The sequence below is a fragment of the Agrococcus jejuensis genome, from assembly GCF_007679035.1.
Lineage (GTDB): Bacteria > Actinomycetota > Actinomycetes > Actinomycetales > Microbacteriaceae > Agrococcus > Agrococcus jejuensis_A.
On record NZ_VEFR01000002.1, the window covers coordinates 41328 to 55690 of the forward strand.

13 protein-coding genes are annotated in these 14363 nt (G+C 73.2%); 5 read left to right on the top strand and 8 right to left on the bottom strand.

All coding sequences use genetic code 11. From position 1 onward, the window contains the following. Positions 1-2: 2 nt before the first annotated feature. From FS793_RS07175 to FS793_RS07185, 3 genes are all read right to left on the bottom strand, one after another. Positions 3-980 (bottom strand): carbohydrate ABC transporter permease, encoded by a 978-nt coding sequence (locus tag FS793_RS07175; RefSeq protein WP_144719846.1) that lies wholly within the window; start codon positions 978-980, stop codon positions 3-5. Between the two features lie 101 nt (positions 981-1081). Then, positions 1082-2347, bottom strand: coding sequence for an extracellular solute-binding protein (locus FS793_RS07180; RefSeq protein WP_144719847.1), 1266 nt, complete (start codon positions 2345-2347; stop codon positions 1082-1084). Positions 2348-2400: 53 nt separating this feature from the next. Further along, positions 2401-3564 carry an ROK family transcriptional regulator gene (locus tag FS793_RS07185; RefSeq protein ID WP_144719848.1) on the bottom strand — a complete coding sequence of 388 codons (1164 nt, stop codon included), beginning with the start codon at positions 3562-3564 and terminating at the stop codon, positions 2401-2403. A 153-nt stretch (positions 3565-3717) separates the two neighbouring features. Here FS793_RS07185 and FS793_RS07190 point away from each other — a divergent pair, with 153 nt between their 5' ends. After that, positions 3718-4161, top strand: coding sequence for a GNAT family N-acetyltransferase (locus FS793_RS07190; protein ID WP_144719849.1), 444 nt, complete (start codon positions 3718-3720; stop codon positions 4159-4161). Here the strand turns inward: FS793_RS07190 and FS793_RS07195 are convergent. Then, positions 4158-4688 (bottom strand): MarR family winged helix-turn-helix transcriptional regulator, encoded by a 531-nt coding sequence (locus FS793_RS07195; RefSeq protein WP_260980076.1) that lies wholly within the window; start codon positions 4686-4688, stop codon positions 4158-4160. The genes FS793_RS07190 and FS793_RS07195 overlap by 4 nt on opposite strands. 39 nt (positions 4689-4727) lie before the next feature. Between FS793_RS07195 and FS793_RS07200 the strand changes: the two genes are divergently transcribed. Beyond that, positions 4728-5621, top strand: coding sequence for an EamA family transporter (locus FS793_RS07200; RefSeq protein ID WP_144719850.1), 894 nt, complete (start codon positions 4728-4730; stop codon positions 5619-5621). 202 nt (positions 5622-5823) lie between these two features. Here FS793_RS07200 and murQ read toward each other — a convergent pair whose 3' ends face one another. Together murQ and FS793_RS07210 are read right to left on the bottom strand one after the other, a co-directional pair. Next, complete coding sequence (gene murQ / locus FS793_RS07205; protein ID WP_222123714.1) at positions 5824-6735, bottom strand: N-acetylmuramic acid 6-phosphate etherase; 912 nt, start codon at positions 6733-6735, stop codon at positions 5824-5826. 41 nt (positions 6736-6776) lie between these two features. After that, a complete protein-coding gene (locus FS793_RS07210) occupies positions 6777-8720 on the bottom strand; it encodes a glucose PTS transporter subunit IIA (RefSeq protein WP_144719851.1) in 1944 nt (647 codons plus the stop codon). A 139-nt stretch (positions 8721-8859) separates the two neighbouring features. On the opposite strand from FS793_RS07210, the gene FS793_RS07215 reads away from it, so the two are divergent. From FS793_RS07215 to FS793_RS16170, 3 genes are read left to right on the top strand one after another with little or no spacing between them, the layout of a single operon-like run. Continuing rightward, a complete protein-coding gene (locus tag FS793_RS07215) occupies positions 8860-9765 on the top strand; it encodes a MurR/RpiR family transcriptional regulator (protein ID WP_144719852.1) in 906 nt (301 codons plus the stop codon). A gap of 35 nt (positions 9766-9800) precedes the next feature. Beyond that, entirely contained in the window at positions 9801-10127 is a 327-nt protein-coding gene (locus FS793_RS07220; RefSeq protein WP_144719853.1) for an MGMT family protein, read from the top strand. Between the two features lie 43 nt (positions 10128-10170). Beyond that, entirely contained in the window at positions 10171-10647 is a 477-nt protein-coding gene (locus FS793_RS16170; RefSeq protein WP_186329385.1) for a hypothetical protein, read from the top strand. Between the two features lie 26 nt (positions 10648-10673). Here FS793_RS16170 and FS793_RS07230 read toward each other — a convergent pair whose 3' ends face one another. Both FS793_RS07230 and FS793_RS07235 read right to left on the bottom strand, forming a co-directional pair. After that, a complete protein-coding gene (locus tag FS793_RS07230) occupies positions 10674-12482 on the bottom strand; it encodes an ABC transporter ATP-binding protein (RefSeq protein WP_144719854.1) in 1809 nt (602 codons plus the stop codon). After that, the gene (locus tag FS793_RS07235; protein WP_144719855.1) at positions 12479-14272 is read right to left on the bottom strand and encodes an ABC transporter ATP-binding protein; all 1794 of its coding nucleotides are present in this window, start codon (positions 14270-14272) and stop codon (positions 12479-12481) included. The genes FS793_RS07230 and FS793_RS07235 overlap by 4 nt, the downstream gene beginning before the upstream one ends. Positions 14273-14363: the final 91 nt, after the last annotated feature.

Consider the following 14363-nt stretch of genomic DNA (forward strand, 5'->3'; position numbering starts at 1 on the left):
CCTCACGAGTCCGCTCGCAGCATGCGGCGCACGAGCGCGATCGACGCGACCGAGATCGCGGCCATCGTGATGATCGCGAGCGCACCGCCCTCGCCGAACTCCCCGCCGGCGATGGCGGTCTGGTAGATGTACACGCCGAGCGTCGACGTCTCGCCGCGGATGCCGCCGATGTCCTGCAGCGCGAAGATCTGCGTGAAGACGCGCAGGTCCCAGATGATCTGCAGGATCGTCGCGATGACGAGGATGGGCGCGACCTGCGGCAGCACGATCGCCGTGAACCGCTGCACGGGCCCGGCGCCGTCGAGCGCGGCGGCCTCGAGCTGCTCGTCGGGCACCTGCGTGAGGCCCGCGAACACGGTGAAGGCCACGAACGGGATGGCGCCCCACACGATGATGACGACCGCGACGCCCATGAAGGACATCGGCTCGATGAGCCACGAGTGCCGATCGAACTGCGCGAGGCCCAGGCCGTCGCGCAGCAGCTGGTTGAGCACGCCGTACTCGGTGTCGACGATCCAGCCCCACACGATCGTCGCCGTGAGGGCGGGCATCGACCACGCGAGCAGCAGGCCCACGCTCACGAGGATGCGGAACGGCGTCGGCAGGCGCTGCATGAGCAGCGCGATGAGGGTGCCGAGCACCATCGTCACGACGACGCACACGGCGGCGAAGCCGACGGTGCGGCCGAGCACCTCCCAGAAGACGGGATCGGTGAGCACGCCGACGTAGTTGTCGAGCCCCACCCACTCCGCGGGCTGCCCGAAGGCCTGCGCGCGGCCGAACTCCTGGAAGGAGAGGATGACGAGCTGCACGAGCGGCCAGCCGATGATCGCGAGCACCACGATGGTCGCGGGCGCGAGGAGCGCGTACGGCAGGGCGCCCGCGCGCCGGCGGTCGCGGCTCCCGGCTCGTCTGCCGGGTGGCGGCGCGATGGCGGTGACCGCGGGACTCGCTGCGGTCGGCACCTGGGTCTGCACCATGGAAGTGGTCCTCCTAGGATCGTGTCGGCCTTCCTAGGGCCGGATGCGGTCGGCGCGGCGGGCGATGCCGCGCCGACCGCATCGTCTGGTCGGACTCGGGCCTAGCCGTTGAGGATGGCCTCGATGTCCTCGTCGGCCTGCTCGGCGAGGGCCCGCACGTCGCCGCCCTGGGCGATGCTCACGAACAGGTCCTGCATGATGCCGGCAGCCTCGACGTCGGCCCACCTCGGCGATGCCGGGGTGAGACGGGCATTGGCGGCGGCCTCGGTCGACGCCTGCGCCGAAGGGTCGTCGCCGAGCGTGCTCGCGAGCGAGACGCGGGCGGGCACGAGGCCGTTCTCGCCGTAGATCGTCTGGAAGTCCTCGCCCAGGATGATCTCGAGCGCGTCGAGCGCCAGCTCGGGGTGCTCGGTGCGTGCCGAGATGGCGATGTTCGAGCCGCCGGCGAAGACGGAGGCTGCGCCGCCGTCCATGCCGGGCATCGCGTACACGCCGAGGGTCGCCTCGGCGTCGGGGCAGCCCGGCGTCTCGGCGTCGGCGGGCGCGAGGATCGAGCCGCGCAGCCAGTTCGGCGCCGAGACCTGCAGCGTCGTGCCGTCGCAGTAGCCGACCTGCGCGTTCGTCTCGTTGGCGTCGACCGGGGCGAGCGAGGCGCCCTGCATCACGGCCTGCACCTGCTCGAGACCCGCGACCGACTCGTCGCTCGAGAGCTGCGCATCCCACTCGTCGCCGTCGGGCACGGCGATCTCGCCGCCGTGCTCCCACACGAACGGGAGGCCGTTGTACCAGTCCTGGCCGGGCCACCACAGGCCCGAGTCGCCGGGGTTGGCGGCGGCGAGGGCGTCGGCGTTCGACACGTACTCGTCGAGCGTGGTCGGTACCGCGAGCCCCGCTGCCTCGTAGGCGGCGGTGTCGTAGTAGACGACGCGAGCGCCCGAGTAGAGCGGTGCCGCGTAGAAGGCGTCCTCGTACGAGCCGATCTCGACGAAGCCGGGCAGCAGGTCGTCGCCGCCGAGGTCCTCGTAGTGGTCGGTGAGGTCGAGGAACGCGCCCGCGCTCGTGAACGCGGGCGTCTGCGTGTTGCCGATCTCGACGATGTCGGGGCTGTCGGAGCCCGAGAGCGCCGTGGTGAGGCGGTCGACGAGACCATCCCACGACTGCTCCTCGATCACGACGGTGCTGCCGGGGTGGGCATCCTCGAACTGCTCGACGAGCAGGTCTCGGGCGGCGTCGGGGGTGTCGGTGCCGACGAGCCACACGCGGATCTCGGCGCCGTCGTCGCCGCCTCCGCCGTCGCCGCCTGCGCTGCAGCCGGCCGCGGCGAGCACGCCGACCACGGCGACGCTCGCGAGTGCGATCTTCCTCATGCGTGTTCCTTTCCTAGGGCGGCCGGCGGAAGGGCACCGTCGGCTCTCGGGGGTCACGCGACCCCGAGCTCTCCGGAGCGCACGAGCATCGCGGCTCCTCGCACGACGACGTCGTCGCCGTGCACGGTCATGGCGACGACGACCTCCTGGCCGTCGTCGAGGGTGCGCTCGCGCAGCGTGCGCTCGGCGGCGCGCGCGAGGGGGCCGTCGAGCAGGTCGGCGGGGCCCGAGACGATCACGCGCGGCAGGTCGAGCACGCCGACGATGGGCGCGAGGGCGATGCCGAGGCGGTGGCCGGCCTCGTCGAGGATGCGGTCGTGATCGGATGCGTCGGCGACGGCGAGCGCGTGGCGCAGCCGCGGCTCGGCGAGCCAGGCCTCGAGGCATCCGTCGCGGCCGCACGCGCAGCGGGGGCCGCCGTCGGTGCCGATCGTGACGTGGCCGATCTCGCCGGCTGCCGAGCGGGTGCCGCGCACGGGGACGCCGCCGACGGCGAGGCCGGCGCCGACGCCGAGACCGATGCGCACGACGAGCAGGTCGGCGTTCGATCGGCCGCGCTCGGCGAGCAGGGCGGCGTTGGCGTCGTTCGCGACGTGCACGGGCACGCCGAGCGCGTCGACGAGGCGGTCGCGCAGCGGCAGGTCGTGCCAGTCGAGGTTGGGAGCCTGCAGCACGACGCCGTCGACGTCGACGACGCCGGGGGTGCCGACGCCGACGCCGAGCACGGGAGTCGCTGCGCGGTCGCGCAGCGTGCGGGCGAGGTCGATCGCGAGCGCGAGCGCCTCCTCCCCCGCGGCGCCGCGCGTCGGCAGCTCGGCTCGGTCGAGCACGGTGCCGTCGATCGCGAGCAGCGCGCCGCGGAAGGCGGCGGCGTCGGAGAGGTCGAGGCCGACGATGAGGAAGGCGTCGCGCGCGAGGTCGACGAGCGTCGCGGGCTTGCCCGGCCGCGAGTCCTCGCGGGTGCCGAGCTCGACGAGCAGCCCCTCGGCGACGAGCTCGGCGACGAGGTCGGAGACCGTGACGCGCGTGAGCGACGTGGCGCGGGCGAGGTCGGCGCGCGACGACGGCCCGTCGTCGAGCAGCGTCTGCAGCACGAGCGTGCGGTTGTGCGCGCGAGCGTGCTCGGGCAGCACCTTGGCACGGCGCGGGGCACCGCTCGCGAACGCGTCGCGGGGCAGGGCGACGGCGGCGTCGGAGCGGACCTGCGTGGGTGCCATGTTTGTTAGTACACCTTCCAAACAAACATCGCGCAAGAGCCGTTCGATCACGATCCGGTCACGAGCACGTCACCCGGCCGCCGTCGCACGGCCACCGTCCACTCATCCTCGGGTCTGATGCAGCACATGGCGGAGTCGGCTACCGTGATGGTCATGCACGACCTGCGCCTCGAGGAGCTCAACGCGAAGAACGCCGTGGCCGCGAACGGGCTCACGCTCAAGCGCGGACAGGAGGCCTTCCTCGTGCCCGCCTCGAACGAGGCCTACGTCGACCAGTCGTCGACGTGGACGCGCGTCGTCTACGCCGGCGAGGACCTCGTGGCGTACATCATGGCCAACTTCGACGCGGAGTCGTCGAAGGAGGAGTACCGCAGCAGCGTGCTGCGCATGCACGTCGCCGGCACGGCGCAGGGCCAGGGCGTCGGCACGTTCGCCGTCGGCCAGGTCGCCGACGAGGCCAAGCGTCGCGGCTTCGACGCCCTCTACGCCGTCTGGGAGCCGGGCGAGCTCGGGCCGACCGCCTTCTTCACCGCCATCGGCTTCGAGGTCGTCGGCGAGACCGAGTTCGGCGACCAGATCGGCCGCCGCGCCCTCTAGGTCCGTTCGGCGTCGAGCACGGCGTCGAGCCCCAGGCTCCATCGACGCAGGATGGCGGCGAGCGCCCGCCTGTCCTCGTCGCCGAGCGGCGCGAGCAGCCGTCGCTCGTTGTCGAGGTGGGCGGCGTACGCCTCGTCGATGACCTCCCGCCCGCGCTGCGTGAGCGCGATGGTGCGCGTGCGCGCATCCACGCCGCCCGCCGCACGCGTCACGAGCCCCGCGGCGACGAGCCGATCGATGCGCTTCGTCATCCCGCCCGTCGTCACGAGCGTCTGGGCAGCGAGCTCGCTCGGCTGCAGGGCGAACGGCTCGCCGTGCCGCCGCAGCGTCGCGAGCACGTCGAACTCGCCCTCCCCCAGGCCGAAGTCGCGATAGCGGGCGACGAGCTCGGCGCGCAGCCGATCGCCGAGGCGGTGCATGCGGCCGACGACGGCGACGGGCGACGAGTCGAGGTCGGGCCGCTCGCGCGCCCATTGGGCGAGCAGGCGATCGACGGCATCGGGCTCGAACGGTGCGGGCGTGGTCACGCTTGCAGGATATCTTCCGCGTCACCTATCTTTGCTTCCATGGAAGCGAACTGGCGATGGATGCTCGTCACAGCCGTCGCACCCATCGCATGGGGCTCGATGTACGTCGTCACCCACCAGGCGCTGCCCGCCGACGCGCCGCTGTGGGGCGCGACGCTGCGCGCCCTGCCCGCCGCCATCGTGCTGCTGCTCGTCGTCCGCCGCCTGCCGACGGGCGCGTGGTGGTGGCGCTCGGCGGTGCTCGGCGTGCTGAACGTCGGTGCCTTCTTCCTGCTCGTCTACGTCGCCGCGACCCTCCTGCCGTCGAGCGTGGCCGCGTCCGTCATGGCCGCGAGCCCCATCGCGCTCATGGCGCTCGCCTGGCCCATCGCGCGCGAGCGCCCGACCGCACGCCTGCTCGCCGGGGCCGGCGTCGGCGTCGTGGGCGTGCTGCTGATCGTGTCGACGGCGACCGGATCGATCGATGCGCGCGGCGTGGTCGCGAGCGTCACCGCCCTCGCGATGTGGTCGCTCGGCTCGGTGCTCGCGAAGCGCTGGCACGACGGCACGCCCGCCCTGCGCCTCACGGCGTGGCAGCTCGCGACCGGCGCCATCGCGCTCGCGCCGCTGGCCCTGCTCGTCGAGGGTGCGCCGCCGCACGTCGACGCCGTCGGCGTCGCCGCGTACGCCTACGTCACGATCGTCGCGACCGCCGTGGCGTTCGTGTGCTGGTTCACGGGCATGCAGCGCCTGCCGGCCGGCGCCGTCGGCATCCTCGCGCTCCTCAATCCGGCGACGGGCGTGCTGCTGGGCGTCGCCGTGGGCGGTGAGCACCTCGCGCCGCTGCAGTGGCTCGGCATCGCCCTCGTCGTCGCGGCCGTCGCCATCGGAGCGACGCGCACGCGTCGCCGGGCACCGGCGCCAGCCTCACCATCCGCCGCGCAGGCTTCGTGAGGATGCGTCTCGCAGGCGATCCGGGTGGGCGGAGGGAAGATGCCCCTCCACCACCCCTGATCGCCTGCGAGACGCAACCGCGGCCGTCCCTGCGTATCGCAGGCGATTCCGCGAGCCAAGGGAGCATTCCCCTCAGGTCTCGGAATCACCTGCAGAACGCAACCGCGGGCGGGGCGGGGCGGATGCGGTGAGCCCGGCGGGGTCAGGCCGACCGGAGCGCGGCGCGCACGTCGCCGCCCGCCGCATCCAGCAGCGCCTGCGCTCGGGATGCGTCGCACTCGGCGAGCAGCATGACCACCGCGGTCTTCGCGTGCGTGCCGGCTGCCGCGAGAGCCTCCGCCGCGGCATCGCGATCGGCGCCCGTCGCCTCGGCGACGATGCGCTGCGCGCGGTCGACGAGCTTCGCGTTCGTCGGCTTCACGTCGACCATGAGGTTGCCGTAGGCCTTGCCGGTGCGCACCATGCTCGCGGTCGAGAGCATGTTGCACACGAGCTTCTGCGCCGTGCCGGCCTTGAGGCGCGTCGAGCCCGTGAGCACCTCGGGGCCTGTCGCGACCTCGATCGCGACGTCGGCGGCCGCGCCGATGCGCGATCCCGGGTTGCAGGCGACGGCGACCGTCGCGGCGCCGCGCGACCGAGTCTCGGCGAGCCCGCCGAGCACGTACGGCGTGCGGCCGCTGGCGGCGAGTCCCACCACGACGTCGTCGGCACCCACGCCGAGCCCGGCGACGTCGGCTGCACCGAGCGCCGGGTCGTCCTCGGCGCCCTCGACGGCCACGACGAACGCGTCGCGACCGCCGGCCATGAGGCCGACGACCTCCGACGGATCGGTGCCGAACGTCGGCGGGCACTCGACGGCGTCGAGCAGGCCGAGCCGACCGCTCGTGCCGGCGCCGAGGTAGATCAGCCGGCCGCCGCGGCGACGTGCAGCCGCGATCAGCTCCACCGCCTCGGCGACCTGCGGCAGCACGGCGCGCACCGCGGCGGCCACCGTCGCATCCTCGTCGTTCATGCGCTCGAGCAGCGTCGCGGTGTCGAGCGTGTCGAGGTCGAGGGTGCGCGGGTTGCGCCCCTCGGTGCCGAGCGCGGCGATGGTCTGGATGTCGTCGGCCACGGGGTCCTCCTGGTCGATGCTGCGGGTGGGGATGCCGGCGCTCACGCGTCGGCCGCCGCGGTCGCGGTGGCGGCGACGACCACGGGCGCGTCGCCGTCGCGCTCGACGATCGACCACGCGGCGCCGTTCAGCACGACGACGGGCGAGACGAGCGAGGGCACGCGGTCGCGCACGGCGTCGAGGTCGACGTCGACGATCGCGTCGCCCGCGGCGACGACGTCGCCCTCGGCGCGCAGCACCGTGAAGCCCTCGCCGTCGAGCGCGACGGTGCCGAGACCCACGTGCACGAGCACCTCGAGGCCCTCGGGCGTCGTGACGCCGAACGCGTGGCCCGTGGGGAAGATCGCCGTGATCGTGCCGGCCACGGGGCTCGCGAAGCGACCGCTCGTCGGGTCGACGGCGAAGCCGTCGCCGAGCGTGCGCTCGCGGAACGCCGCGTCGGGCACGTCGTCGAGCGAGACGATGCGACCCTCGGCGGGCGTGGCGATCGCGATGCGCGTGCCGGGCACGGCTGCGACCGGTGCGACCGCGGGCGCGGCGTCGGCATCCGTCTCCACCGCTCCCCCGTGCTCGGCGAGCAGCGCCTTCGGGAAGCCGAACGCCATCGTGATGGCGAAGCCGGCGACGTAGCCGACGACGAGGCCCACGACGTACGCGAGGATCGCGTATCCCTGCCCCTCGTCGCTCTGCAGCAGCGGCAGCAGCGCGAGGCCCGACGGGCCGATGGCCGTCGCGCCCCACGGTGCGACGAACTGGTTGAACGCGCCCGCGACGGCGCCGCCGAACGCGCCGCCGAGGCACGCGGTGAGGAAGGGGCGGCCGAGCGGCAGCGTCACGGCGTAGATGAGCGGCTCGCCGACGCCGAGCACGCCCACGGGCAGCGCGCCCTTGATGGCGCGGCGCAGCGAGGCGTTGCGGCGCAGGCGGATCCAGATCGCGATCGCCGCACCCACCTGGCCGGCACCCGCCATCGCGAGGATCGTGAGCAGCGGGGTGAAGCCGAGCTGCTCGATGAGGGTCGCGTGGATGGGGATGAGCGCCTGGTGCAGGCCCAGCATCACGAGCGGCAGGAAGAGGCCGCCGAGCACGAAGCCCGCGAGCACGCCGGAGACCTGCAGCAGCCAGACGGCGCCGTCGCCGATGCCCGTCGCGATCGCGCCGGCGAGCGGCATGAAGGCGAAGATCGTCGCGAGCCCCGAGCCGAGCAGCGCGAGCGTCGGCGTCACGAGGATGTCGATGGCGTCGGGGATGCGCCCCCGCAGCCCGCGCTCGATCCACGACGCGAGCACGGCGGCGAAGATCGCGCCGATGACGCCGCCCTGGCCGGGCGCGAGCGTGATGTCGCCCACGACCGGCAGCGTGTACGAGACGTCGGCGATGCCGGGGAAGACGATGATCGCCGCGACGGCGCCGCCGATCGCGGGGGTGCCGCCGAACTCCTTCGCGGCGTTGATGCCCGCGAAGATCGCGAGGTACGCGAAGAACGCCGAGCCGATGGCCGTGAGCGCCGGGATGAGGCCGGCGACCCACTCGGGTGCGGCGCCGACCGCATCCCAGTTGACGATGAGGCCGCGCACCGCGGCGACGATGCCGGCACCGATGAGCGCGGGGATGAGCGGCACGAAGATGTTCGCGACCTTGCGGATGAGGTTCTTGAACGGGGTGTCGTTGCGGCGCCTCTGGGTGGCCTTGATGTCGGCGCCGCGGGCGGCGAGCGCCTCGGCGTCGGTGCCCTGCTCGGCGAGCAGCGCGCGGAACGCGGTCGTGATGCGGGTGACGGCGCCCGGACCGAGCACGACCTGGTAGGTCTCGTCGTCGACGACGCCCAGCACGCCGTCGGTGGCCTTGACCGCGGCCTCGTCGATGCGGTCGCGATCGCGGGGCGTCACGCGCATGCGCGTCATGCACTGCTCGACGCCGGCGACGTTGTCGGCGCCGCCGAGGTGCTGCAGCAGCTGGGCGGCGATCTGGTCGGGTGCGGCCATGGGTGGATCCTCGCGTCGATGGGAGTGTCGGTACAGAGAGTACACACTCTGCGTGTTTCAGGTACATTGCGTACATGGCGGGCGATGCGCCGGCACGGGCCGCGCCACCGATACCGTGTCGACGGTCGAGAGGAGCGCCATGGCATCCGAGCCCGCACGAGCGGCGGCGCGCAGCACGCGCGCCGTGCTCACGGAGGCGCGCGCTCGCTACGACGACCTGCGCCCCTCCGAGCGCCGCATCGCCGACGCGCTGCTCGCCGATCCCGAGGCCTTCGCGTCGCGCTCGATCGGCGAGATCGCCGTGCAGGCGAGCACCTCGACGACGACGGTCGTGCGCTTCACGCGCACCGTCGGCTACGAGCGCTTCCGCGACCTGCGGCGCGACCTCGCCGAGCAGAACCTCCGTGCGCGCCTCGCGATCGCCGCCGTCGACGTCACGAGCCCCGACGTCTCGGCGGGCGACGGCATGGAGGACGTCGTCGCGCGGGTCGCCGCGAGCGAGTCGCTCTCGATCGCCGACACCGCAGCCACCATCGACGTCGCAGCCCTCACGACCGCCGTCGGCGCCATCGCCCGCGCGCGCCGCGTCGACCTCTTCGGCGTCGGCGCGAGCGGCATCGTCGCCGTCGACCTGCAGCGCAAGCTCTCGCGCATCGGCCGCGTCGCGATCGAGTGGCCCGAGCCGCACGCGGCGTGGACGGCCGCGGCCGTGCTCGACGAGGACTCCGTCGCCATCGCGATCTCGCACTCGGGCGCGACGGACGAGACCGTGCGCTTCCTGCGCCTCGCGAGCGAGTCGGGTGCGACGACGATCGCGATCACGAACCACGACGACTCGCCGCTCGGGCGCCTCGCCGACGTCGTGCTGCGCACCGCGGCGCGCGAGGCGGCGCCGCTGCGCTCGGGCGCGCTCGGCAGCCGCACCGCGCAGCTGCTCATCGGCGACTGCCTCTACCTCGGCGTCGCCCAGCTCGACGCCGACGGCGCGATGGATGCGCTGCGCCGCACGTACGCGGCGGTCGGCCGCACGCTGCCGAACGCCTGACGCGCTCCCGTCCGCGGGCGTCGTATCGTGGCGACGTGACCGACGAGCCCGACCACGACGCCTTCGCCGAGGCGGTGCACGAGCTCGTCGCGAGCATCCCGCCCGGTCGCGTCATGGCGTACGGCGAGGTGGCGGCGGTGCTCGGCTCGCGTGCCGCACGCCGCGTCGGTCGCATCATGGCGACCGACTCGGAGGGCCTGCCGTGGTGGCGCGTCATCCGTTCGAGCGGCCTGCCCCCGGCCGGGCTCCACGATCGCGCGCTGCCCCACTACGAGGCGGAGGGCACGCCGCTCGCCGGCACGAGCCCGGGCACCGACGCGCCGTTCCGCATCCAGCGCCGCGCCCGGTGGATGCCCGACTGAGCGCATCCAGCACGCGCGCGGCGGCAGGTGCCAGGATGCGGCCATGACGCACCTCCCTCCCCCGCAGCCCGGCTCGCAGCAGCCGGCCGCCCCCGCGTGGCAGCAGGCTCAGCAGGGTCAGCCCCCGCAGGCGCAGCCGCAGCAGCTCGCACAGCCGTCGTGGGCGACCGCCCAGCCGAGCGCGGACGCGAGCCCGCAGCGGCCGCGCGGCAACCCGCTCGGGCTCGTCTCGGTGCTGCTCGCCGCGGTCGCCCTGCTGCTCGGGCTCGTCGCCGCCGTGGTCCAGGCGGTGCTCATCGCCTCCAACGGCTTCGAGGCCGTCGGCGCGGCCTCCCTCGCGTTCAGCCTCGCGCGGCTGCTGGTCTCGCTCGCGGGCGTCGCGCTCGGCGTCGTCGGGCTGCTGCGTCGCGACGCGCGTCGCACGGTCGCCGCCATCGGCCTCGGCGCCTGCGCGGCCATCGCCGCCAGCGTGCTCATCGGCCTCCTCAGCGTGCCGATCACCGCGATCGTCACGGGCTGATCGTCGCCCGCGCGGGGCGGGGTCGCTCAGACGAGCGACTCCCGCCACGCACGGTGCAGGTCGGCGAACCGGCCGCCGGCGGCGATGAGGGCTGCGGGCGCGTCATCCTCGATGACGCGACCGTGCTCCATCACGAGCACGCGATCCGCGATCGCGACCGTCGACAGACGGTGGGCGATGATGATCGCCGTGCGGTCGGCGAGCAGCGTCTGCAGCGCCTCCTGCACGAGCCGCTCGCTCGGGATGTCGAGGCTCGCCGTCGCCTCGTCGAGGATGAGCACCGCAGGGTCGGCGAGGAATGCGCGCGCGAACGACAGCAGCTGCCGCTGCCCCGACGACACGCGGCCGCCGCGCTTGTTCACGTCGGTGTCGTAGCCGTCGGGCAGCGCCGACACGAAGTCGTGCGCACCGACGGCGCGCGCCGCCGCCTCGATCTCGGCCCGCGTCGCATCCGGCTTGCCCAGCGCGATGTTCTCGGCGACCGTGCCCGAGAACAGGTACGCCTCCTGCGTCACCATGACCACCGCGCGGCGCAGGTCGTCGTTCGACAGGTCGCGCAGGTCGGCGCCGTCGAGCCGCACGGCACCCTCGGTCGGGTCGTAGAACCGCGCGAGCAGCTTCGCGAGCGTCGTCTTGCCGGCACCGGTCGTGCCGACGAGCGCGACGGTCTGGCCGGCCGGGATGTGCAGGTCGAGCGCGGGCAGCACGTCGCCGCCCGTCGCGTACGCGAAGCGCACCTCGTCGAAGTCGATCCGCCCCTTCGCAGCCTCGAGCGCCGTCGGCTCGACGGGCTCGGGCACCGTCGGCTGCTCCTCGAGCACGCCCGAGATCTTCTCGAGCGCCGCGGACGCCGACTGGTAGCCGTTGAAGAACATCGCGATGCCCTGGATGGGCTGGAAGAACTGCCGCGCGTACAGCGCGGTCGCGAGCAGCACGCCCACCTCGAGCGTGCCGTCGATCACGCGGATGCCGCCCAGCAGCACGATCGCCGCGATGCTCGTCGCCCCGAGCGCGATGATGCCCGGCTCGTAGACGCCGAAGATCGAGATGACCTTGTGGTTCGCGACGCGGTAGTCCTCGACGCGGTCGCCGAACTCGTCGTCGTTGCGACGCTCGGTGCGGAACGCCTTCACGGCGCGGATGCCCGTCATCGTCTCGACGAAGTACACGATCATGCGCGCGCTCGTCGTGCGGGTCTCGCGGAACAGCACGGTCGATCGCACCTGGAACCAGCGCGTCAGGATGATCGCCGGCACGAGCGCGATGCCGAGCACGAGTCCCGAGATCGGGTCGAGCAGCACCATCGCGACGCCGGTGAACGCCATGAACAGGATGCCGCGCACGAGCTCGTTGAGCCCCTGGTCGAGCAGGTCGCGGATCGACTCGAGGTCGCTCGTCTGGCGCGCGATGATGCGGCCCGACGTGTACTGCTCGTGGAACTCGAGGCTCAGCCGCTGCGTGTGGTCGAAGAGCCGACGGCGCAGCGAGAACAGCACCGCCTGGCTGATGCGCGCCGACGACACCGTGTAGACGTACATGAGCACGCCGGCAGCGACGGCCGAGACGACGTAGGCGATCGTCGCACCCCACAGGGGCAGCCAGTCCTGCCGGTCGAGGATCGCGGGCAGCGCCGTGTCGACGCCGTACGCGATGATCGCGGGGCCGACGACCCCCGCGCCCGCCGAGATGACGACGAGCAGCATCGTCCACGTGATCCGCCGCACGTGCGGGCGCACGAGCTGCAGCAGCAGCCTGCGGGAGCGCAGGCGGATCTCCCGCGACTCCTCCTTCGTGTAGTCGTCGCGGTCCTCGCCGGAGACGCCGTGCACGCTCACAGGTTCACCTCTCGGTTCCGCTCGGCCTCTTCCAGGCTCGAGAGCACGAATCGGTAGTGCTCGTTGCGCGCGAGCAGCTCGGAGTGGGTGCCGACGTCGTCGATGCGACCCTCGCGCATGAGGGCGACGCGGTCGGCCAGCTGCACCGTCGACGGACGGTGGGCGACGATGAGCGCCGTGGTCTCGGCGAGCACCTGGCGCAGCGCCGCCTCGACCTGCGCCTCGGTGTCGACGTCGAGCGCCGACAGCGGGTCGTCGAGCACGAGCACGGCGGGCTTGGCGGCGACGGCGCGCGCGAGCGCGAGCCGCTGCCGCTGGCCGCCGGAGAGCGAGAGCCCCTCCTCGCCGATCACGGTCTCGATCCCGTCGGGCAGGTCGTGCACGAAGCTCGCCTGCGCGATGCGCAGCGCCTCGTCGAGCACCTCGTCGTCGGCGCCGGGCACGCCCAGCAGCACGTTGTCGCGCACGGAGCGCGAGAAGAGCGTCGCATCCTCGAACGCCATGGCGACGTGGGTGCGCAGCTCCTCGCGCGTGAGGTCGCGCACGTCGACGCCATCGAGCAGCACGCGGCCGCCCGTCACGTCGTAGAGGCGCGCGGGCAGCGCCGTGAGCGTCGTCTTGCCGCTGCCGGTGGAGCCGACGAGCGCCATGGTCTCGCCGGGCTCGAGCACGAGGTCGGCGCCGTCGACGAGGTCGCGCTCGTCGGCGGGCGCGTCCTGGTAGCGGAAGCGCACGCCCTCGAACGTCAGGCGCCCGCGTGGCTCGGCGATCGTGGCCGGCCGCTCGGGGTCGTCGATCGTGTTCTCGGTGTCGACGACCTCGTGGAAGCGCACCGAGGCGTTCGCGGCGTCGATCGCGAAGGCGTAGAGGAAGCCCATCGACTCGATCGGCCAGTTCAGCACGACCGCCGTCGCGAAGAACGCGAGCAGCTGGCCGACGGTGAGCTGATCGACGGTGACGAGCCACACGCCCACGAACAGGCACACGGCGTACGACACGAACGGGATGATCGTCAGCCACATCCAGAGCGACGCATCCTGACGCGCCTTCGCGATCTCGGTCGAGCGCAGCTCGCTCGCCTGCGACGTGAAGCCGTCGAGCGCGTGCCGGCCGCGGCCGAACGCCTTGAGCACGCGGATGCCGTGGACCGACTGCTCGACGGTGGTCGCGAGGTCGCCCGCCTGGTCCTGCGCCCGGCGGGAGACCTGGTGGTAGGTCTGCTCGAAGCGGAAGGCGACGACGACGATCGGCAGCGACAGCAGCACGAAGAGGCCGCCCAGCAGCGGGCTCCACCACAGCAGCACCCCGACGCCGACGAGCAGCGTCATGAGGTTCACGACGAACAGCACGGACCCGAACGCCAGGAAGCGGCGCAGCTGCCCGAGGTCCTGCACGGCGCGAGAGAGCAGCTGGCCGGACTGCCAGCGGTCGTGGAAGGCGACGGGCAGCTGCTGCAGGCGGGCGTAGAGGTCGCGGCGCATCGATGCCTCGACGTACGTCGACGGCTGCAGCACGAAGAAGCGCCGCAGGAAGATGCACAGCGCCTCGGCGAGGCCGAGGGCGAGCACGGCGATCGCCGCGGGCCATACGGCATCGCGGTCGCCGTGCGTCAGGGGCCCGTCGACGAGGGCGCGCAGCACGAGCGGGATCGCGAGCGCGAGCAACGAGCCGACGAGCGCGGCGCCGACGCCTGCGAGCAGGCGCGGCAGGTAGGGCCGCACGTAGGGCATGAGCCTCGCGAGCGACGGGATGATGCGGGGCTTGGAGGGGGCAGCGGGCTGCGACGACATGGAGGGTCCTCGGTGGCGCGCTCACGGCGCGCGTCGGAAGGGCGATGCTGGGGGTGGTCGAGGCGGGAGTGGTGCCTCTGGGGTGCGCCGC

Coding starts and splice junctions, on each gene's coding strand:
- FS793_RS07190 (WP_144719849.1), top strand. CDS start 3,718: ATGCACGACCTGCGCCTCGAGGAGCTCAACGCGAAGAACGCCGTGGCC.
- FS793_RS07235 (WP_144719855.1), bottom strand. CDS start 14,272: ATGTCGTCGCAGCCCGCTGCCCCCTCCAAGCCCCGCATCATCCCGTCG.
- FS793_RS07210 (WP_144719851.1), bottom strand. CDS start 8,720: ATGGCCGCACCCGACCAGATCGCCGCCCAGCTGCTGCAGCACCTCGGC.
- FS793_RS07175 (WP_144719846.1), bottom strand. CDS start 980: ATGGTGCAGACCCAGGTGCCGACCGCAGCGAGTCCCGCGGTCACCGCC.
- FS793_RS07180 (WP_144719847.1), bottom strand. CDS start 2,347: ATGAGGAAGATCGCACTCGCGAGCGTCGCCGTGGTCGGCGTGCTCGCC.
- FS793_RS07200 (WP_144719850.1), top strand. CDS start 4,728: ATGGAAGCGAACTGGCGATGGATGCTCGTCACAGCCGTCGCACCCATC.
- FS793_RS16170 (WP_186329385.1), top strand. CDS start 10,171: ATGACGCACCTCCCTCCCCCGCAGCCCGGCTCGCAGCAGCCGGCCGCC.
- FS793_RS07215 (WP_144719852.1), top strand. CDS start 8,860: ATGGCATCCGAGCCCGCACGAGCGGCGGCGCGCAGCACGCGCGCCGTG.
- FS793_RS07185 (WP_144719848.1), bottom strand. CDS start 3,564: ATGGCACCCACGCAGGTCCGCTCCGACGCCGCCGTCGCCCTGCCCCGC.